Here is a 22354-nt window from a genome sequence, read left to right as displayed (position 1 = left end):
TTTTAAAATAAGTCTTTAAAAGTAAAGGTTTGGTCTAATCTCACCCCTTTATCAGTGTGTTTTACAGTGATGATTTCGTTAAAAGGGTCATGCTCTAAAATAAGGTAATAGCCTTTAGTTGCCGCCTCATTAAGAAATTTTTCTTTTTCTCCAAGCGTCAATAATGGTCTGGTATCGTACCCCATCACATAAGGTAATGGCAGGTGTCCTACTGTAGGAAGCAAATCTGCCATAAATACAAATGTCTTATCTCCCATATGAATATGAGGAATCATCATTTTTTCTGTATGGCCGTCTACAAATAAAATATCAAAGTCCATTTCGTTTTGTTTCTCATAGGTACCGTTCTGAGAAATAAAGTTCAACTGCCCATTTTCTTCTATAGGCTTTATGTTTTCTGATAAAAAACTAGCCTTCTCCCTATCGTTAGGATGTGTAGCCCAGTTCCAGTGACTGGAGTTGGTGTGGCATACCGCTTTCGCGAAAGCGGGCTCTAAAAAATCTCCTGTGCTACTTTTCTTAATCACACCTCCACAATGATCAAAATGCAAGTGCGTCAAAAATACGTCTGTAATATCATCCCTAGAAAACCCTTTTTCCTTTAATGAGCTGTCCAGATCAAATTTGTGATCCATATAATAGTAGCCAAAAAACTTCTCTGACTGCTTATTTCCCATTCCGGTATCTATAAGCGTCAGTCGATCTCCATTCTCGATAAGAAGGCATCGTGCTGCCATATCAATCATGTTGTTAGCGTCTGCTGGATTAGTACGGGTCCATAAAGTTTTAGGCACCACACCAAACATGGCACCGCCGTCCAACTTAAAATTACCGGATTCTATAGCGTGTATTTTCATAGGATATGCAAAATACAAAATCAACTCTAATAAAAGAATGGCTTTAAACATTAATACTTATTTTGATAAGTGGGTTTAAGCTTGTAAGGCTTCTTCTCTAACTACAATTTTGGAGAGTCTTTTACCAAAGTCTAACAGCTGTTTGATTTCCTTCACTCCAGCAGTATGCTGCGATTTAAATACCAATAAAGAAATGCCGTCAGACTCCACATGATAATAGGTATTGCTTTCAAAAAATCGCACCAGGTCATCGGTAAAATAATCTTGAACCAATTTGGGATCATCTCCTAACAAATAGAAGCGCTTAGAAAAATCAGAATGATTATCTATTGGGATATCGTTATAACCAGCTATAGCATAAACGCGCTCAAGGAAACCTTCACTGTCTAAGGTAAATTCTGGAATCTGATGATCAAATTTTATATGAAGCATGGTGGTACGCACGTCTTCTTTGGCAATAAATTCTCCCTCAGAGTAATGAATGTCAAAAACAGCAAAAGAAGCATCTTTATTGAATAACCTGTTGTATATTTTTTCAATACGCTTGGTTCTAAAGTATCTAAAACCATCCAGCACCTCTGTATCTTCTTTTACGTCGGCCTCGTAATTCAATTTATAATCATCAGCAATATCTTGAAGTCTGGTCTGTCTTTTAGTTAGGTTATCGGTAAGGAATGGAATTCCTGGGATCAACCTCCTTAGAGCAAAAGGATGCTCTGATTCTGTGCCGTGAAGATCTAAGCCTATCAACTCCAGGTGCCCACCTCGTTTGTGAAAGACATCTTGATAAGCACTCAAATTTTCCATCACGGTATGATCGACAAACTCACAGAGGGAAAAGTCTACCACAACATCTTCACTTTCTGGAATAGCATTTAATTTTTCTTTGAGCTTATAGAAGTTTAGAAAAGTACAATAGTGTTTTACATTGATATAATAATGTAGACCACCTCGCTTTTCTTTAAACATCAATACATTAGGCTTGCTCCAATTTTTGATAAAAAGCTCTAAATCTTTATTAATAATCACGTGAATGATAAATGTCATCAATACACCTGCCAAAATCCCAGAAATCAACCCGACAAATAGGGTGACTAGTAAAGTGGTAGAAAAAATAAGGAGCTGCTCTTTACCTATCCTAAAAATCTTAGCTACATTTCTTGGTGAGGCCAGGTTATAACCGGTATAAACCAGGATGGCCATCAATGCCGGCAACGGAATACGAGTGAGTTGGGTACTAAAAAGCAATATAAAAATCACTAAAAAAGTAGCATGGGCAAAGTTGGAAGAGCGGTTACTACCGCCATTATTTACATTTACCGAACTGCGGGCAATTACCGTAACTACATTAAGACCACCTAAAAATCCGCTTCCTATAGTTGCAAGACCTAATGCTTTTAAGTCTCGATTTACATTAGAGCGTCTTTTTTCAGGATCTAATTGATCTACTGCCTTGATACTTAACAAAGACTCTATACTAGCGATCAAAGTAATTGCGAGCACACTGCCCCAAAAGCCAAAAGATCCCAAAAGATCAAAATCTGGAGTAGGAATATCAGAAATAATTTGAGCTCCGGTAGGAATATCTGCAATCATATATGCAGGATCTACGGGGTGAGGTTGCTGCAATACCAATTCATAAAAATAGCTGAACCCTATAGAGAGCAGTACAATCCACATGGGTGCTGGAATGAGGTGAAAGTATTTGTTGCGTATTTTAGGGTAAAAAATCATAATACCCAATGCTAAAATACCTGCGATGGCCGCATAGGTAAAACCAGAATGATCATAAGAAAAAGCACCTATTACAGTAGAAGGAATCGCGAGTAAATAATCCACACTGCCGTCTAGTTGTATTTGATTCCCCATCATGATATGGAACTGTTTGCCCAGAATAATAAGGCCTATTGCCGCAAGCATTCCTTGAATAGCGCTGGACGGAAAGAAATCTGCCAATTTACCCATTCTTAAAAATCCCAATAGGGTAAGCAATATTCCAGAACATATGATTGCTGCATAAGTTCCATTTAATCCTAAAGTCGCCACAGCGACTAAAATAACTCCTACCAGTCCGTTTCCAGGTCCAGAAATAGTGACGTGGCTTCCTCCTAAAATAGAGACTAAAACACCTCCCACCACCGCTGCAATGACACCCGAAATAGGTGGCGCATCACTAGCCATAGCGAGCCCTAAACCTAAGGGCAAGGCTATAAGACTTACAACAAAACCACTAAAAATGTTTTTGGGCAATGCCTTAAAAAATCCTTTAATGTCTGTTTTCTTCTTTGTCATCTAACTATGAGTACATCAGTAGGTAATTCTTTTAAAATATATTCCAGATCATGTGGAAAAAATCTGTTTAAAAAAGTAGATTTCTTAGGTCCGTTCATAACCAGAAGGTCAGCACGTGCTATTTGTGCGTAATGGCCTATAGAATAACCTCGTTTTCCAAAAATAGCTTGTGTTTCTATATGAATAGCTTTCTTCTGTTCTTCAGGAATATCGCTTAAAATCCCTCGCACTCTTGATTCTTCCTGCCTTTTTAACTTTTCTTTAAGCAGGTTTGCTTTGCGCAAACTTTGATCATCATCAATTTTAATAGATATTTTTTGTTGATCAATTTCTTCTACAATAGTGAGTTGATTGCTGCCTAGACTGTGAGCTACATAAAAAGCAGTTTCTATGGTGCGCTCCGTATGCGCATCTTTTAAACCGTTAACGACTAAGTGCTTACAAGCTTTTCTAACCACACTAGGATTGGTAATTAGAAGTACGGAGCAAGTAGCTTTTCTAGTAATTTTACGAGCGATAGAACCTAAATAAAATTTTACAAATTTCTCCTGTTTTAATGCTCCTAATAAAAGTAAGTCTATACGATATTCTTGAACCGCTTGTAAAATAACTTCCACCGGCTCTCCTTCTTTAAAGAGGAGCTCGTAGGATAATTGCGATTGATTACAATTTCCTATAAATTGATCAATGATCTGTATTTTTTCTGGGCTTCCTTTACCTACGTGAATAAGTAATAATTTTGCTCCCAACATACAACTTAGTCTAGCGGCTTCACTTACGTTTGCTTCTAAAGTAGGGGAAAATGCGATTCCTATCGCTATGTTTTTAAATGAGGGATCACTCAACGCTTAATATTTGTTAAAAATCATAAATATAGGGTTAATTATTGCGTGTTTCGCTTTCGCGAAAGCGGAACAACTATAATACCTGTAAAAAAGGTCGTAATTTTCCCCAAAAATTAAAATATGCTAGAATTAGCAGGAATTATCATATTAGGAATACTGGCACAGTGGATGGCATGGAGGCTTAAGATCCCTGCTATTCTTCCACTTATTATTATAGGTTTACTTGTCGGCCCTATAGCTACCTTATATATGGACGCTAAAATTATAGAACCCATATGGAATGGAGAGAAAGGCTTGTTTCCGGGAGACAGCTTATTTTATTTTGTTTCACTGGCGATCAGTATCATATTATTTGAAGGCGGACTAACTCTAAAGCGCGCCGAAATACTAAATACAGGACCTGTAATAGGTAAGTTAATCTCTATTGCTGTGCTGATCACTTTTATAGGTGGTGGTGTGTCAGCACATTATATTTTTGGATTGAGCTGGAAAATCTCTTTGCTTTTCTCTGCCCTTATTATTGTAACTGGACCTACTGTAATCACTCCTATCCTTAGAAATATTCCTCTTAAAAAAGACCTGAGTTCTATCTTGAAATGGGAAGGGATTCTTATAGATCCTATAGGTGCGTTGTTTGCTGTATTGGTTTTTGAGTTTATTAGTGCTGGTGCTGGTGGCGAATTCACCTTAGTAGCTTTAGAAGAATTTGGTAAGATCGTTTTATTCGGTTTTACTTTTGGTTTTTCTTTTGCACATGCCCTGGTATTTTCTATTAAAAAGAAACTCATTCCTCATTATTTATTGAATGTCTTTACTCTAGCAGCAGTGCTAGGAGTTTTTGTATTGAGTGATGCTTTTGCACATGAATCTGGGTTACTTGCTGTTGTAGTGATGGGAATGGTAATGGGTAATATGAATTTACCCAACCTTAAAGAATTGCTTTACTTTAAAGAATCACTGAGTGTATTGCTTATCTCTATACTCTTTATATTGCTGTCTGCAAACATCAACATGGAAGATCTCTACTTGATCTATAGATGGGAAACTGCTGTTCTATTTGCCATCATAGCATTTGTCATTAGGCCATTAGGTGTGTTTGCTAGTTCTACCAATAGCGGTTTGCAAACCAACGAAAAACTGTTTATTTCTTGGGTAGGACCACGTGGTATTGTTGCTGCTGGTATCGCCTCATTATTCGGTTCTAAACTGGTATCTCAAGGCGTTGAAGGAGCAGAATACATCACCCCGCTAGTTTTTATGATCGTACTAGGTACGGTATTGCTCAATGCTACTACGGCACGACTGTTTGCAAAAATGGTAGGTGTATTTCTTGAGAAATCTAACGGTATCATGATCGTAGGGGCCTCAAAATTCTCTAGAATTATTGCTTCTTACCTAAAGGATCATGGGCGTAGTGTGGTTTTAGTAGATACCAATGCGAACAATATACGTGTTGCAAAAGAACAAGGACTAGACGCTATAACAGCAGACATTTATTCGGACTCCATATCTGATGATATTGAATTTAACAACATAGGCTTTTTATTAGCGCTTACTGGTAATTCACAAATTAATGACTATGCTTTGGAACGTTTCAGCGAGCGTTTTGGTGAGAATGGAGCTTACCGATTAGTGCACTCTACCGAAATCAACAACCCTAATAAAAACTCTGATGCTGGTTTATTTTCTGCAACAGATGATTATGTAAACATGATGGAGGTGGCTCGATATCACGGTAAAATTCATGAGATGGCCATCAAATCTCAAGATCATTTTAAAGGACTTATAGAAATTACAAAGACCGATAATGATATCATCCCACTATTTGTAAGAAACGATAATAAGATCGATATCATCCCATCCATGGCGCTCGATTTAGAGATTGAAGAAGGCAGTGTGCTTGCTTACCTCGGGAAAGAAATAATAGAAAAAGAAACTGGAGAAGTAATTATGGATAAAGAATCCTCCTAAAACATTCTACTCACCAAAACAACAAAGCCTCATCGTATCGATGGGGCTTTGTTGTTTATATGCTTTGATATGACTACAAGTGCGGGATAAACTTCAAAAAAAGCGGTATTTTATTTATAACTTAATCGTTCAGTTTTAAGACCGCCATAAATGCCTGTTGTGGAATTTCTACATTACCCACCTGACGCATGCGTTTCTTTCCTTTCTTTTGCTTTTCAAGAAGCTTACGCTTACGAGAGATGTCTCCACCATAACATTTTGCTGTTACATCTTTACGTAAAGCTTTGATCGTTTCACGAGCAATTATTTTTGCTCCTATCGCCGCCTGTACCGGTATATCAAATTGTTGTCTCGGAATCAATTCACGCAGCTTTTCTACCATCTTTTTACCGATGTTATAAGCATTATCAGCGTGAATCAATGCACTCAAGGCATCAACAGTCTGTGCGTTTAATAAAATATCTACTCGTACTAATTTTGATTCTCGCATCCCGATAGGTGCGTAATCAAAAGAGGCATAACCTTTAGAAACGGTCTTCAACCTGTCATAAAAATCAAAAACGATTTCTGCAAGTGGCATGTCAAAAGTCAATTCTACACGCTCTGTGGTTAAATACGTCTGATTGGTCACTATACCTCGTTTCTCGATACATAACGACATCACATTACCCACAAAATCAGCTTTTGTTATGATGGTAGCTTTGATATAAGGCTCTTCTACTCTATTCAAACTAGAAGGATCTGGAAGATCTGTTGGGTTATTTACAATAAGGATCTCCTCTGGATTCTTATGCGTATAGGCATGATAAGACACGTTAGGAACTGTGGTAATAACGGTCATGTCAAATTCGCGTTCCAGTCGCTCTTGGATAATTTCTAAGTGCAACATACCTAAGAACCCACAACGGAATCCAAAACCTAAAGCTGCACTACTTTCTGCTGCAAAAACTAAAGATGCGTCATTGAGTTGGAGTTTTTCCATACTGGATCTCAAATCTTCATAATCCTCAGTATCTACTGGATAAATACCAGCAAAGACCATAGGCTTTACATTTTCAAATCCACCTATAGGATTTGTAGTTGGATTTGCATGGTCTGTAATCGTATCACCTACTTTTACTTCTTTGGCTTCTTTGATACCGGTAATAAGATAGCCTACATCGCCAGTTTTTATTTCTTTTTTAGCAACTTGAGTGAGTTTTAAAGTCCCCACCTCATCAGCATAATAGCTTTCTCCTGTAGCGACAAACTTAATGTGCTGTCCTTTTTTTATAGAGCCATTGATCACTCTAAAAATAGTCTCCACTCCACGGAACTGGTTGTACTGGGAGTCAAAAACGAGCGCTTGTAGCGGTTCATCTGGATTCCCTTTAGGAGCAGGAATTTTTGCTATAATAGCATCTAAAATTTCTTGAATTCCTTGTCCTGTTTTAGCACTGGCAGGAATAACATCACTAGGATCACAACCTAATAAATCTACGATATCGTCTGTTACTTCTTCTGGATTGGCACTAGGAAGGTCTATTTTATTAAGCACAGGAATAATTTCCAAGTTGTTTTCTAAAGCGAGGTAAAGATTAGAAATGGTTTGTGCTTGTATACTTTGTGCCGCATCAACGATAAGTAAGGCACCTTCGCAAGCGGCTATGGAACGCGATACCTCATAAGAAAAGTCAACATGTCCAGGGGTATCAATCAAATTTAAAATATATTGTTCCCCATCTGGAGCCGTATAATCCATTTGAATCGCGTGCGATTTTATCGTTATCCCGCGTTCTCTTTCTAGATCCATACTGTCCAGCAACTGCGCTTGAGATTCCCGCTTTGTAACCGTGTGCGTAGCATCTAACAGCCTGTCTGCCAGTGTGCTCTTGCCGTGATCAATATGTGCGATGATACAAAAATTACGTATATTCTTCATAGTCCTTACAATAGGGTGCAAATATAATCTAAAACATCACGGGAAGTTTTATTGATGTTTGGTATTTTAGCTTGTCATTAAATTCTTAGAATGAAATATTTACCCTTTTTTATTTTTCTCCTAGTCCTTAGTACGACCGCTCAAAATGATCTTACAGGAAATGTATGGACTAAAGAGAAAGTCGCCATCCCCTATGCCACTGTTGTAACTTTTAAAATGCCTGACAGCACCTTTTACAAAGCAACGGCAACAGATGAAAAAGGAACGTTTAAATTCAATAATTTTGAGCAGGGAGCATACACCTTTCAGTTTTCTTCTGTTGGATATGTGACGCTTTCGCGAAAGCAAAACATTACTGGCTCTGGGAAAATAGGAGATTTCTTTCTTGACGAAGATACCGAACAATTGGAGGCTGTCGTGGTAACCGCAAGCAAACCTACTATAGATAAAAAGACCGATAGATTAATTTTTAATGTAGAAAATACCGTCTTAAGTACGGGAAACACTCAAAACCTATTGAAAAAGACACCTGGAGTCTTTGAAATGGAAGGAACCTACATGGTTCAAAATTCGCCCGCGGTGATTTATATCAACAACAAGCGTGTGTACCTGACTAGTGATGAACTGAGTACATTACTACGCAGTTATAGCGCTGACAATATCAATAGTGTAGAGGTCATTACAAACCCGCCGGCGAGTTATGATGCAGAAGGTGTTGCCGTGATCAATATCAATACTTCTAAAGGTATTTCACTAGGTTATAAAGGAAATGTAAACGGAGAATGGACCCAAGGAACCTTTACTAAATACCAAGTAGGAAGCTCCCATTTTTACAAGAACAACTGGCTTAATGTGTATGCCAATTACAACTTTAACCCTAGGAAAGACTTCAAGTTTGACGACTCACAAATAGGTTTCTTTAATCCAGATGGCAGTAGGTCAGAAAGGTGGTTCACAGAACTAGAAAAAGTAGATCGCAGTGCAGCTCATAACTTCAATACCATTGTTGATATTAACGTAGATAAGAAAAACGCTTTAAGCTTTTCTGGTAATTTTAGCACCAACCAAAATAACGATGTCAATTATCAAAATGAGACGCTCATTTTACCAGATGGAGGAACGAGCTTTTCTGGATTTAACGCGGACTCTCAATTTGAGAAAAATAGAACTAATGGCTTTGTAAACGCACAGTGGCAGCACAGTCTTAATGAAAACGGTGCTTCTCTAACTTTAGAAGGGAATTACATTTTTACCAATAGCGATCAACTACAAGATTTAAGCACCCGATTTTTTGACAACAATCAGGCGACGACAGGAACAAACAGTTTTTTAACTGATGCCCTTCAAGAAATCGATATTTATACCGCAAAATTAGATTACAATACCTCTATAGGAAATTATGCCTTTAGTACGGGTTTAAAATTCTCCAACGTTGCTTCAAGCAGTTCACAAAATTTCTTTGATACCAATAGTGGCGTTGTTTTTGACCCCGCAAAATCTGATTTATTTCTTTATGACGAAAATATTTTTGCTGCCTACGCACAAATAGATCGCAGTTGGGAAAAATGGTCGTTTGCCGCTGGATTGCGCGCAGAACAGACTGATGTAGAGGGAATCTCAGAGTCTCTAGGCCAAGTGAATACCCAAGAATACCTGGAGTTATTCCCTAATCTAGCACTGACCAACCAATTTAACGAGAATAATTCTTACACTTTAAGCTATAAAAGATCCATTGATAGACCTCGATACGCAGACTTAAATCCGTTCCGTACTTTTATAAATGACTTTAATTTTAATACTGGAAATCCTAATCTGCAACCAGCATTCAATAACAAATTCACCTTAAGCTGGAACCATAAAAACACCTGGTTTTTAGACACTTATTTTCTGTATACCGCAGACATGTTGAACGACGTACCTTTTCAAAACAATACTACTAATGTATTGAACTCACAGAGCATCAACTTGAACTATGAATTACAGTACAGCATAGACGCTGCCACTTACCAATATGTAAATAGCAGCTGGTATACGGGAATCAGTACAAGTTTGTTCTACATGGAAAATGAAACCAGAGCAATTCAATCTGGAGGAGTTGATGTGGTCAATTCTACTACTGGATTCTACCTCAACTCCTTTAACAGATTTAACCTTGCAGATAACCGAACCTTATCTATGGATGTAGACGTCACCTATTTATCGAGCATCCTCTTTGGAACTTATGAATGGGGAGATTCTTTAGGCGTTAACATGAGTTTTAATAAGAGTCTCTGGAACAGAAGAGCACAACTCACTCTGGCTTTTACTGATATTTTTAGAACACAAAACCAAAGAATGACCACCCGTTATTTAAATCAAGATAATTTCTATCTGAGCTTGCCAGAAACGAGAACAGTAAGTGTGGGCTTTACTTATAACTTCGGTAATTTCAGACTGGAAAATAATGAGGTGACTACTCCTGAAGAACAAAATCGCACCACTAAAAAAGAACGCGGACTTTAAGAGAAAGAGATGCAATTACTTTGCTAGGCGCATTTTTAATCAAGACTTTACCTGCAATAAAATTGGAATTCAAAAACTCTAATTCCCAGTTATTTATTCGAGGCTGCGCGGTATGACTATAGAGTCAGGACTTCTGTTAAAATAAAGTTTTATATCTAAAAATACACCTAATAGATAGGTCCTAAATAAACTCTCTAAACTAAGAGCTTTTCCCTTTTTTCCAAAGGGAAAACAGGTTAGCGACGATCGAGGCTAAGCCGAGAGAGCGATCCAAAAGGCTTTCCATTTGAGAAAAGGGTTGATATATCTTCGATTTTAGAAAACAAAATTCCTGTTTAAACATCCCACTTTCCAGCATCAAAAAAGACTTTCCATTTCTGGAAAGCCTTTTTAAATAAATCAAATTGTATTTTTAAAACTTGTAATTCAATCCTACTAAATAATACGACTGCAACTTATTATCTACTGTATCAAATGTAAGTGGAGTTGCCCCCACAGCAAGGTTGTTATTTTGAAAGTTTAACGCTTCTTGTTTGTTACCTCTTATACCAAACTCAAATCCTACACCTATATTCTTCCAGATGGTATAACCAAAAGAGTTGATCCATGTGTAATTAGAAAGGTTGCTACTTTTGTAACTATAAAACATAGAAAGGTTGGTTTTAAAACTCACCTCACCAATGCTACGGGTATAATCGGCTACTACTTTTGCTCCTATAGAAGATTCAAAAACAGGGTTGTTTGTTGCAAATACAAAGTTGTAGTTTAAAGGGTGAACAACCACTACCAGATTATTAGCAGGAGTCCAAGTACCACCGACCCCTATATCCAAATAGCCAGGATCATTAAAATTGTTAAGAATAGTAGTACGGTATTCTCCCAAAGTAGAAATGGCTATTTTTTCAGTTAATTTATAACCGTAAAGAGTAGAAATATTAAAAACGTCAGTTGCTTCTTGAAAACTATCATCATCTGTTGGATCGTCTCTATCATCAAATTTCACCCATCCTAAATTGACATTCAAGGAGTTTCTCCAGAAGTATTTAGGTTGTTTGAGGTTTGCAAAAGAGTTGATTGTCAATCCTATATTTCCAGAAGATACATTAGCATTCCCTTGAGAATACCAGTTGCTAAATTCAGAGAGGTTGACACCTACCGTACCAAAAGCGCCATATTTCCAGCCAGGAATAGCTTCTATCTTGGACTGGATCTCATTTACTCTTGATTGAATTTGAGCTATAGAATCTTTCTTTACTTTTCTCATAGCTTTCAGTTCTTGCTCTGTTTGAGCAAAAGACATGCCTACTGAAAATACCAGTACAAGACTGAACAGTATTTTTTTCATAATAAAATATTAGTTGAATTTTGGACAAATATAGGTATACCTTAAAATAAATCGAAAACAGGAATCTATTTATAAGTGCGAGCCGCTACCTTTATACCAAATCACTAATCTTGCTTTTTGTAACTCTCTTTTAAGATGTAAATATCTTCTATTAACTTCTCGACATCTTCTGGATCTGTACCGTCATAAGAGCGACTTCTCAGCCTTCCCTCTTTATCAACAAGCAAGAAATTCTCTGTATGGATCAATGCGTATTCTCCACCGTATTTATTCTTTTTTGCCGCGAGATAAGATTTGCGAGCCAGATCATAGATTTGCTTGCGATCACCGGTCACTAAATTCCACTTAGTATCCATCACTCCTTTTTTTACCGCATACTTTTTAAGCACTGCTACAGAATCTATTTCTGGAGTGACACTATGAGATAAAATCAGTACTTCAGGGTCATTTTTAAACTCTTCCTGAACCAACATCATATTCTTAGTCATAATAGGACATATAGTAGGACAAGTGGTAAAGAAAAAGTCTGCCACATAAATCTTACCCGTGTAATCCTCTTGAGTTATGGTATCTCCATTTTGATTTATTAATTCAAAAGGAGCTATTTTATGGTACTTTTTGACAAAAAGCATGGAATCGTCTACCAGAGTAGGGTCAAATTTATCTGGCTGGAGAATAGAGAGCGTTTTTTCTGGTGTAAGTGCGTACTGAAAAGAAGCCATAATAGCACTGCACAAGACAAACATAAAAAGAATGCGCCACTTATTTTTATTCAAAAATTGAAGCATAGATGATACTTTTTTGCAAAATTACGACCTAATTACCCTAATATGGAATGTTTTGTAACTTTCCTTGCTAGAAATTTCCATAAAATGAAGAGTTTTAAAATATTAATTTTGGTGTGTTTTGTTCTCGCTATCCACTCGACCAGCTTAGGGCAAGTAACAGCCGCAGCAGCACAACAAACACTTGCCGCTTATGCCCAGCCAGGAGTAGATGCTTGCCTCTTAAAATCTTCTTTGATCCACCCGACCTTACGCAGTATACATCAAGCTACTGCAAATTACGATCTTAAATACGTACGTCTAGAACTCGATACCGACCCAGATGTTGCCGTTATTTCTGGAACGGTTACCTCACATTTTGAAGCAGTAGGTGCCATCAACCAAATAACCTTTGACCTGGCTTCTAATATGAATGTAAGCCAAGTCACACAAAGAGGTGTCGCACTTACCTATACTAATAATGGAAATGACGAACTGGTTATCGACCTGCCTGTAACGCAAAATAATGGCGTTTTAGATAGTTTAAGTGTGACCTATAGCGGTAACCCTATCGCCAGCGGATTTGGAAGTTTTGCACAAACCACGCATAATAATGTCGGAATTATATGGACTCTTTCTGAGCCTTATGGAGCCAAAGCCTGGTGGCCCTGCAAACAAGACCTTAACGATAAAATTGATCAAACAGAAGTCATTATACATACACCCGCAGGAAACACAGGTGTCTCTAACGGCTTGCTCCTGTCAGAAACTACAACACCCACTGGAAAAAGGTTCAGATGGCAACACAACTATCCCATTCCTGCTTATCTGATTGCTATTGCGGTAACTAATTATGCCCGATATACCGATCTAGTTGGGAGCGGGTCAACGGCTTTACCTATAGATAATTATGTGTATCCCGAAGATCTCGCAACGGCACAGGCAAGTACTGCGGTAACCGTTCCTATTATGAATTTCTTTGAAACCACCTTTGGACCCTATCCCTTTAGAAGTGAAAAATACGGTCACGCGCAATTTGGCTGGGGTGGCGGCATGGAGCACACCACCATAAGTTTTATGGGTAACTTTAGTCGTGGATTAATTGCTCATGAACTGGCACATCAGTGGTTTGGAAATAAGGTGACTTGTGGCAGCTGGCAAGACATATGGCTCAATGAGAGTTTTGCTACTTATGCCACAGGATTGACCGTGGAACATCTGGACGGAGCGAGCGGTTTTAAGTCTTGGCGCATCAATGCAAATAATCGAGCCACCACTCCTACAAACGGGAGCGTTTATGTCCCCGCCCAAGATACCTTGAGTGTAGGACGTGTATTTAACGGCAATCTCTCTTATTACAAAGGCAGCATGGTATTGCATATGTTACGTGAAAAAATAGGTGCTGCCGATTTCCAACAAACACTTCAAAACTACTTGAACGACCCACAACTGTCCTTTAATTATGCAAAAACACCAGATTTTAAAGCTATAGCCGAATCTACTAGCTGGCAAAATCTGACCGAGTTTTTTGCCGACTGGATTTATGGAGAAGGCTATCCGCAGCACAGCATCAACTGGTCAGTAACTCCTACTGGAATCACAATGGACTACCAGCAGCTGCCCAGTCACAGCTCGGTAAGTTTATTTGAGGTAGCTCTTCCTGTTAAAATTACAGGAGTCGCTGGTCAAGAACAATGGGAAGTATTGCACATCGATCATCTTAATGAAAACTTTAGCATCAGCGTTCCTTTTAGCGTTGTCACCGTAGAAATAGATCCAGATGTAAACACTATAAGCAAGAATAATACGGCTACACTTGGTATAGGTGACGCTTTCGCGAAAGCGGAATTTCAACTATTCCCCAACCCTACTTCCAACACTTTTCAAATTAGTACAGAACATACTGTTTTGACAGATCTTAAAATCTATGACCTTCATGGAAGGTTGATTATAGATTATAAAAACCAATTGCATGAACGTCCTGCGATGGTTTTTACAGCGCCACAAATCAGTGGTATTTACTTTATAAAACTCGCCTCAGAAAAAGGTGTGGTCACCAAGAAACTAATGGTACGCTAAATCTATACTAGCATTATGCCAACTGTCCTGAATGACCTATTTTTGCGGCTCTTAAATTAAAATATATGCATCCTACGGTTGTTCTGATTATAAATTTCTTAATGAGTCTTTCCCTACTTATTGTTTTACATGAGTTAGGGCATTTTATTCCTGCTCGACTTTTTAAAATACGAGTAGAAAAATTCTATCTCTTCTTTGATATCAAGTATTCTCTATTTAAAAAGAAAATAGGTGATACGGTATACGGTATAGGCTGGCTGCCTCTAGGAGGTTATGTAAAGATCTCTGGAATGATCGATGAGAGCATGGACAAAGAGCAAATGGCTCAAGAACCTAAAGAATGGGAATTTAGATCCAAGCCAGCGTGGCAGCGACTCATCATCATGTTAGGTGGAGTTTTTGTCAATGTAGTAGTGGGATTCTTTATCTACATCATGTTGTTTTATGCCAATGGTTCTAATAAAGCTACCGGATCAGATTATAAATTTGGCTTTGGAATACCTCCAGTCCTGGAAGAAATAGGTTTTGAACAGGGAGATCAAGTTTTATTAGTTAATGGTGACACCATAAACATCGCTCAAAACCTTATTAACAGAATGGTTTTTAGAGATGTAGCTTCAGTTACTGTATTAAGAAATGGAAATCCAGTAAACATTAGTATCCCAGAAGATATAGGGAATCGTGTTTTTGAGGCAGATATTATGGGCCCGCTAGAGCCTAGATTTCCTTTTGAAGTGAGCGAGGTGGCTCAAGGAACTAAAGCCGATTCTATAGGCTTACAACCGGGGATGACTATTGTTGAAATGGCAGGCTACCCTATTAAGTACAATTCAGATTATACCTATGCCATTAACCATAAAATAACTGATAGCATTCCGTTTGTTATTAAATATCAAGATAAAAATGGAGTTGTAGAGAGTAAAACCATTGATTTTAAAAATAATAAAGAAAGAATCCTCGGATTTAGAAAAAAGCCGACTGCTGATTATCTAACTACTACTGAGGTGGAGTATAGCTTTGCTGAAAGTGTCAACCTTGGTGTTTCTCATGGTTACTGGACCATGCACGATTATATTGTGCAGTTCAAGTATGTTTTTACTAAAAAAGGCGCTAGTCAGTTGGGTGGTTTTGGAACGATTGCAAAGTTGTATCCTGATACTTGGGACTGGACGAAGTTTTGGGAGCGTACTGCTTGGATTTCCTTTGTATTAGCCATAATGAACATCTTACCTATTCCCGCACTAGACGGTGGTCATGTAACGTTTTTACTTTATGAAATGATCACAGGTCGCAAGCCAGGAGATAAATTTTTAGAAAAAGCACAGATCATAGGAATCGTTATATTATTAGGATTGATGTTGTATGCCAATGGAAATGATTTGTTTAAGGCACTATTTAATTAAATTACATAAGAAATAGTGATTTTTCTTATGTAAAAGTTTGCTACAATTAAAAAACGTAGTAAATTTGCCATCGCTTAAGCAAATAGCTTGAGTTTGTGTATATCACAGTCCTCTTTAGCTCAGTTGGTTAGAGCATCTGACTGTTAATCAGAGGGTCCTTGGTTCGAGCCCAAGAAGAGGAGCATAATCCCAATCAGCAATGGTTGGGATTTTTTTATGCCCTAAAATCTATGGGCGAGAAGCCTGTGCCGCACTCGATGCGGTAAGCCCAAGAAGAGGAGCAAATAACAAGAAAGACTTTATAGAAATATAAGGTCTTTTTTTATGCAAGGAAGTTTATGGGCGAGAAGCCTGTGCCGCACTTGATGCGGTAAGCCCAAGAAGAGGAGCAAATAACAAGAAAGACTTTATAGAAATATAAGGTCTTTTTTTATGCAAGGAAGTTTATGGGCGAGAAGCCTGTGCCGCACTTGATGCGGTAAGCCCAAGAAGAGACGCATAATCCCAATCAGCAATGGTTGGGATTTTTTTATGCCCTAAAATCTATGGGCGAGAAGCCTGTGCCGCACTCGATGCGGCAAGCCCAAGAAGAGGAGCAAATAACAAGAAAGACTTTATAGAAATATAAGGTCTTTTTTTATGCAAGGAAGTTTATGGGCGAGAAGCCTGTGCCGCGCTCGATGTGGTAAGCCCAAGAAGAGGAGCAATATCCCAATCAGAAATGGTTGGGATTTTTTTATAATTTAAAATCAAGCTGTTAGGATTTCTCTCATCCTATAGGAGCGCCTATAATCCTAAAAAATGGCCTACATTATGGTCACCTATAAAGAAAAGTTGGTCTCCTATCCCGTATGGTGTCCAATTATTAAAAATCAACTACATTGCTATCTATAATAAAAATATCGTCAATGACGATATCCAATTGTTGTGAGCAATTTAAACCAACCAATGAACAGTAAAGAAATCAAAGTAAATTACTTGCACGGAATTGACCGAAATGACTTTGTGGATTTAGAAAATCTAGGTTTTGAAACTGAAATTCCAGAAGAAAAAGAGCAAATGCCGATTTACGCTCTTGGAACTAAACCAGAGGATTTTATAATTCTCTTTGGTATATATTTTTCACTTAAAGTTACGGAAGAATTAGCCAAAGGAATTGCAGAAAAATTGACTAAAAATTTCACTAAAACAATTAAAAAGATTTGGAAAAAACATAGAAATAGTAGGCCTGCGAAGTTAGTTTCTGGACAAGAACCAGAATATAAACTTCCAAAAGCTGTATTAACATTTCAAATTTCCGAAGATGAAACAACTAGACTTGAAATCACAAACGAATTAAACGAATCTGATTTAGAAAAAATATTAGAAACGCAATTAGAGTTAGTGAAGATGAAATATAAGCATAGGAAAGCGGAACTAAAATTAAAGCGGAAAGGCAAAAAATGAACGAGCTATTATACAAATACAGAAGTTTAGACAACTTTAAAAACTTTGTTGACATAATTTTAAAAAACAGACTTTACGCTGCTCGATACAAAGATTTGAATGACCCAATGGAAGGTCAATATTACTATAGACACGGAGAACTAAATCACAGTGTTCGTGAGAAAATAAGGAATGAAAAAGGAGAATTAAGAATATGCTCATTATCAAAAGTCAGGAATAACGAACTGATGTGGTCACACTATGCAAACGGACAAACTGGAGTAGCAATTGGAGTGAGAATTAGTGACCCAAATTATACCACTGAAAACGTGTTATATAACGGAATAACTTATGTCAGAGACCAAGATTATAACGACCAAACTGCTCGACAAATTCTCTGTCATAAATTAGATGTTTGGGCTTACGAAGAAGAAAAGCGGATTTTTACAATGAACGAACAATACGTAAAAATTTCTGTTCACGAAATAATCACAGGACGAAGAATGAATACTCGAGATATTAGTTTAATAACTGAATTAATAGAAAAGATAAATCCAAATATTGAAATAATTAGAGCAGACGACATAATGTAGAAAAAACTGCTCACAACAACGTATATAGCTCATAGCTAGGTAGTTGATTAATCGAAGTTAAGGCATATTTGCGAGTACGCCAAATTTTTAAATTTGGCTTATTAGTAAAAAAAGATAATAAGAAAAATTTAAAAATTCGTCTCGTGCTTCATCCGAAAATAATTGTTTAATTTGCACGCTACGAGCCATATACAGAGACGTTACCTGCAAGCTAAAAAAAAATGACAATTTGAAAGATTATCTTAATAATTCCGGTCTTAATTCTTTTCTTTTTCTATTGTAACGAGCTATAAATTAATTACACGTAGCTATATATCAATCTTAAATAATTTGGCGTGACTTTTGATATGGTTCTTCAAAATAAATTAAAAATATATAAATTATGAAAAACCTTTTGCTACTATCAATTATTGCTATTTTAGGACTATCAAATTCAATTATAGCTCAAGATGTAAATTTTGGATTAAAAACAGGACTTAATATTTCCAACTTCACCGGAGGTGACGCAGACAGGAATAATATCTTCAGTTTTCACGTTGGTGGATTTGCCGAATTTGAACTAAACGAAAAGTTTTCACTTCAACCAGAATTATTATATTCCAGACAAGGTTCAGAAGCTGAAAATTCAATAAAAATCAAATTAGATTATCTAGTAATCCCTTTGATGGCAAAATATTATCTGTCTGAAAAATTCAGTTTAGAAGCTGGACCGCAAGTGTCATTTTTGGTTAATGATAAAGCAGAATTTAATAATAGTTCAATTGCTGATGCTGAAACAGATGCCTCAAGTTTTGATTTTGGCCTTAATTTAGGTTTTGGATATAATATCAATTCTAATCTATTTGCGCAAGCACGATATAATTACGGTATTACAACAGTTGTAGAAAACCCTGATATAAAAAATAGTGTATTTCAGATTTCATTGGGATATAAGTTTTAAGTTATACCAAATCTAAACCAAAAAGACACCTTAAAGTTATAGTGTCTTTTTGGTTTAACGATCTCATCGTGAAACAAATTAACATAAAATAGACACATCAACTTAAAAGAATAATTAAACCAGCAGGTAACACAGTGTATAATTAATTGCTTAGGTCTATGTGTACTCGGAAAATCCTTCGGATTTCCCTAACGTTTGGTTTCCTTTTGCTAAATTAGTTGCTTCAACCACGCAACTAACCATACACAATCCCGTTAGCAACAAGGCAAGACAAACATTGAGAACATTAATTAACATATTGCTTATTCTTTCGCTTGTGATTTCTTGTAAATCAAATAAGTCGGAATTGAATTCGTCTGAATCTCAAACCTACAAAAGAATTAGTGGTAATAAAACTTGGGGATTTGTAAACCAAGATGGAGATACAATTATACCTCTTAACAAATATAAATTTCTGAATCCAATTGGCGAAGAAGGAATGATACTTGGAGAAAATAATGGAAAAAGAGGTTATATAAATATCGCTCAAGACACTTTAATACCATTTATTTATGACGATTTAAGTGTATTTTCTCACGGACTTGCACCTGCGAAAAAAAATGGAAAATTTGGATATATCGATAGAAATGGAGTTGTTGTTATTCCATTCAAATATGAAAATGAAAGTCACTTTTACAAATGTAAATTGGCGAGTGCCAGATTGAATGGCAAATATGGATTTATTGACCAAAAAGGAAATCAAGTTGTTCCAATAAAATTTGAAAAAGTTAAAAGCAATAAAATAGATTCATTTGTTTGTGTAATGCAAAATAAAAAATGGGCATTTTTCTCTTGTAGTGGCGAACAACTAACAGATTTTGATTTTGACAAAATAACCGAGTCATATTATGATGACCGCAATTATACCTATTTCAAACGAGGTCTTTGCAGAGTTGAAAAAAATGGCAAAATAGCTTATCTCAATGAAGATTTTAAAGAGGTAGTGAATTTTGGAACGTATGACGCAGCGGAGCCTTTTCGGAACTATTTAGCGATTGTTGCAAAAAATGGCAAGTATGGGATTATCGACACTCTTGGTAATGTTATTCTACCAATTAAATACGACTTCATCGAACATCCAACTGAATATTCAAATGAATCTGACCTTTTTGCAGTTAAGAAAGGTAAAAACATTCAGCTTTTGAGTAAAAGTGCAAATCCAATAACTGATTTTGACATTAAAGAATTTGAATGGGATAGTTATAAAAATGAGATATCACATCAAAGATATTTTCTTACCACCAAAAGTAACGGAATGGTCGGAACAGTTTCTGATAAGGGCAATGTTGAAATTCCATTTGAATATCTAAAAATAGAGCCTTTTGATGGTAAGAAAGTAACTTATGCAAAACAAAACGGAAAATATGGATTAATTGACTATAAAGGTAAAGTTATACTTCCTTTTAAATATGATAATGCATACTCACAAAAGTTAACCAAACATTTCGTTTTTAAGGAAGTAGATAAAGTTGGAATTTTGGACGAAATGGGAAAGCAAATAGTATCATTTTCTTATCAAGATATTACGCCAGTTCATTATGATAGAAATAATAAATTCATAGTCCAACAAAACGGACTTTTTGGTATAATTGACAAAAATGAAAACGTGATTATACCAATTGAGTTTAATGAAATATCCAATTGGGTGGAATATGGGCCAACAGAGCATTTTGTAACCAAAAATGCAAAAAAAGGACTTATTAGTCGTGAAGGAGAAATTGTTATACCAACGGAATATGATGAAATTTGGGTTGATAATTCAAAACTTATTAAAGTGAAAAATAATAAGCTTTACGGAACAATTGATTGGAACAATAATCTCGTTCATCCAATAAAATACGAGGAAGTTTTATGGGAATGGCCTTATTTAACTAATAAACCTTTAGACACAATTTATGTCAAAGATAATGGCAGATACTTTTCGACTGATTTACAAGGAAAAATATTAGAACAAAATGTTAGTAATAAGTTGATTGATGAAAAATTCGGATATATATTAGATTACCGATAAAGCCCAGTTGCTAACAATGTATATAAAACATAGCTATTATAGGCTTTCCGAGAGGTTTGTGTGTATTTGCAAAGACCGCCAAATTTTTAAATTTGGCTTTTAGTTAAAGAAATATAAAAAGAAAAATTTAAAAATTCGGCTCGTGTATAATCCGAAACGATAGCGTCTTTTTACACGCTACGTTTCATATACGAGACGTTGTGCTTAATTTAAAAAAAAGATATGGAACAAAAACCAACTAACCAAAATAGTAACATTGCAGTTGCCGATGAAAATCAAATTAAGCAATTTCAATCTCTTTATTATTTAATAAAAGGTAAACGTGATACGGATATCAAATTATTTACAGACAATAAGCATTTTAAATACAGTGATATAATCGAATTAAACGATAAGATTTACTCTAAACTTAGTTTACACGAACTAATTACAGATATAGCAGAAGTTACAGTCGGATTGACTAATAGAGAAATAAAGTCATTTGGAAATTGGAGTGAATTTAAGAACACCGATTGGAATATTTCTGCACGAACAAAATACATTTCATTATTATGGGATTTTAATTTAATCTTACCTAACCAAACACACAAAATTCCTCAAACACACACTCTGAGAGTAAGAATTGGTAATAACTTGAAACCGAGTGAAATGATACAAGTCGTATTTCAAGGTGGAGAAGAATATGATTTAGATGAAGCACAAGCTCAAATGAGTTGTAAAATTGATTTTATAAATTCTCAAATTTGTAATGAACTTAAAACTATTGTTTCGGAATGGTATGATGCTTTACCCAAAAATGCCGAAAGTCAAAGTTTAGTCAAATTCATTTCCCGTCACGACGATAAAATAAGATACTTTGTTATTCTATCGTTTATTACCGGAGCTATCATTTTTCTAAACTATTTGTTCCCATTAGTTTTAACAACCGACAAAAGTTATATTCCTTCTGGCAGTGAAAATCGAATGTTTTTTATGTTCACTATTTCAATTGCCATTTTTTATTTTTTTTACCAATCAGGAATATTATTCGCAGATAGGATTATGCGAAAACAAATTGGAAGACTACAACGAAATCCAATGTTTGAATTTACAAAGGGAGATAAAAATCGATTTTCAGAAGTAAAAAAAGACAATAATAAATTGCTTGGAGGTTTAGTGGTTTCAATAATTATTGGTTTATTAATTAATGCATTATCAGCGTTAATAGGTCACCTAATTAGCCTGTAAATAAACTAAGCACAACAAAGTATATAAGCAATGCGGGAGTTGTTGCTTAATTAAAAGTTAGGGTATATTTGGAAGTCGCCGAATTTTAACAAATCCGACTTTTGATACAAACAAAAAATAAAAAGCGGAATTTGTAAAAA

Annotated in this window: 15 protein-coding genes and 1 tRNA gene; 10 read left to right on the top strand and 6 right to left on the bottom strand. The window is 36.2% G+C overall.

The features are described 5' to 3' along the window. Positions 1-2: 2 nt before the first annotated feature. The 3 genes from F0365_RS05880 to F0365_RS05870 all read right to left on the bottom strand — a co-directional run bounded on the left by F0365_RS05880 (position 3) and on the right by F0365_RS05870 (position 3994). Positions 3-857, bottom strand: a complete 855-nt coding sequence (locus F0365_RS05880; protein ID WP_169934774.1) for an MBL fold metallo-hydrolase — start codon at positions 855-857, stop codon at positions 3-5. 75 nt (positions 858-932) lie between these two features. After that, positions 933-3149 (bottom strand): SulP family inorganic anion transporter, encoded by a 2217-nt coding sequence (locus tag F0365_RS05875; protein ID WP_169932841.1) that lies wholly within the window; start codon positions 3147-3149, stop codon positions 933-935. Then, positions 3146-3994, bottom strand: a complete 849-nt coding sequence (locus F0365_RS05870) for a universal stress protein (RefSeq protein ID WP_240961922.1) — start codon at positions 3992-3994, stop codon at positions 3146-3148. Before F0365_RS05870 ends, F0365_RS05875 begins: the two co-directional genes overlap by 4 nt. Before the next feature lie 120 nt (positions 3995-4114). Here F0365_RS05870 and F0365_RS05865 point away from each other — a divergent pair, with 120 nt between their 5' ends. Further along, complete coding sequence (locus tag F0365_RS05865) at positions 4115-5965, top strand: cation:proton antiporter (protein ID WP_169932840.1); 1851 nt, start codon at positions 4115-4117, stop codon at positions 5963-5965. A gap of 121 nt (positions 5966-6086) precedes the next feature. Here the strand turns inward: F0365_RS05865 and lepA are convergent, their stop codons facing one another. Further along, positions 6087-7886 carry a translation elongation factor 4 gene (gene lepA, locus F0365_RS05860; protein WP_169932839.1) on the bottom strand — a complete coding sequence of 600 codons (1800 nt, stop codon included), beginning with the start codon at positions 7884-7886 and terminating at the stop codon, positions 6087-6089. A gap of 90 nt (positions 7887-7976) precedes the next feature. Between lepA and F0365_RS05855 the strand changes: the two genes are divergently transcribed. Beyond that, a complete protein-coding gene (locus tag F0365_RS05855) occupies positions 7977-10388 on the top strand; it encodes an outer membrane beta-barrel family protein (RefSeq protein ID WP_169932838.1) in 2412 nt (803 codons plus the stop codon). A 412-nt stretch (positions 10389-10800) separates the two neighbouring features. On the opposite strand, the gene F0365_RS05850 is transcribed toward F0365_RS05855, so the two are convergent. Both F0365_RS05850 and F0365_RS05845 read right to left on the bottom strand, forming a co-directional pair. Further along, a complete protein-coding gene (locus tag F0365_RS05850; protein WP_169932837.1) occupies positions 10801-11733 on the bottom strand; it encodes a DUF3078 domain-containing protein in 933 nt (310 codons plus the stop codon). 104 nt (positions 11734-11837) lie between these two features. Further along, entirely contained in the window at positions 11838-12521 is a 684-nt protein-coding gene (locus F0365_RS05845) for an SCO family protein (RefSeq protein WP_169932836.1), read from the bottom strand. Positions 12522-12605: 84 nt separating this feature from the next. On the opposite strand from F0365_RS05845, the gene F0365_RS05840 reads away from it, so the two are divergent. From F0365_RS05840 to F0365_RS05805, 8 genes are all read left to right on the top strand, one after another. Next, positions 12606-14576: a M1 family aminopeptidase gene (locus tag F0365_RS05840; RefSeq protein WP_169932835.1), complete on the top strand. Its 1971-nt coding sequence runs from the start codon at positions 12606-12608 to the stop codon at positions 14574-14576. A gap of 101 nt (positions 14577-14677) precedes the next feature. After that, the gene (rseP, locus tag F0365_RS05835; protein ID WP_206071307.1) at positions 14678-15979 is read left to right on the top strand and encodes an RIP metalloprotease RseP; all 1302 of its coding nucleotides are present in this window, start codon (positions 14678-14680) and stop codon (positions 15977-15979) included. A gap of 108 nt (positions 15980-16087) precedes the next feature. Beyond that, a tRNA-Asn gene (locus F0365_RS05830) sits at positions 16088-16161 on the top strand. Positions 16162-16927: 766 nt separating this feature from the next. Further along, on the top strand, positions 16928-17425 hold the full coding sequence (locus tag F0365_RS05825) for a hypothetical protein (RefSeq protein WP_169932833.1): 498 nt from the start codon (positions 16928-16930) through the stop codon (positions 17423-17425). Then, positions 17422-17997, top strand: a complete 576-nt coding sequence (locus F0365_RS05820) for a DUF2971 domain-containing protein (RefSeq protein WP_169932832.1) — start codon at positions 17422-17424, stop codon at positions 17995-17997. Before F0365_RS05825 ends, F0365_RS05820 begins: the two co-directional genes overlap by 4 nt. A 382-nt stretch (positions 17998-18379) precedes the next feature. Next, on the top strand, positions 18380-18937 hold the full coding sequence (locus F0365_RS05815) for a porin family protein (RefSeq protein WP_169932831.1): 558 nt from the start codon (positions 18380-18382) through the stop codon (positions 18935-18937). A 346-nt stretch (positions 18938-19283) separates the two neighbouring features. Next, positions 19284-20987, top strand: a complete 1704-nt coding sequence (locus tag F0365_RS05810) for a WG repeat-containing protein (protein ID WP_169932830.1) — start codon at positions 19284-19286, stop codon at positions 20985-20987. Positions 20988-21209: 222 nt separating this feature from the next. Continuing rightward, positions 21210-22214, top strand: coding sequence for a hypothetical protein (locus tag F0365_RS05805; RefSeq protein WP_169932829.1), 1005 nt, complete (start codon positions 21210-21212; stop codon positions 22212-22214). Positions 22215-22354: the final 140 nt, after the last annotated feature.

Source organism: Nonlabens sp. Ci31, from assembly GCF_012974865.1.
Classification (GTDB): domain Bacteria; phylum Bacteroidota; class Bacteroidia; order Flavobacteriales; family Flavobacteriaceae; genus Nonlabens.
Note: the sequence above shows the minus strand (reverse complement) of the source record. Positions and strands in the feature narration are given on the sequence as shown.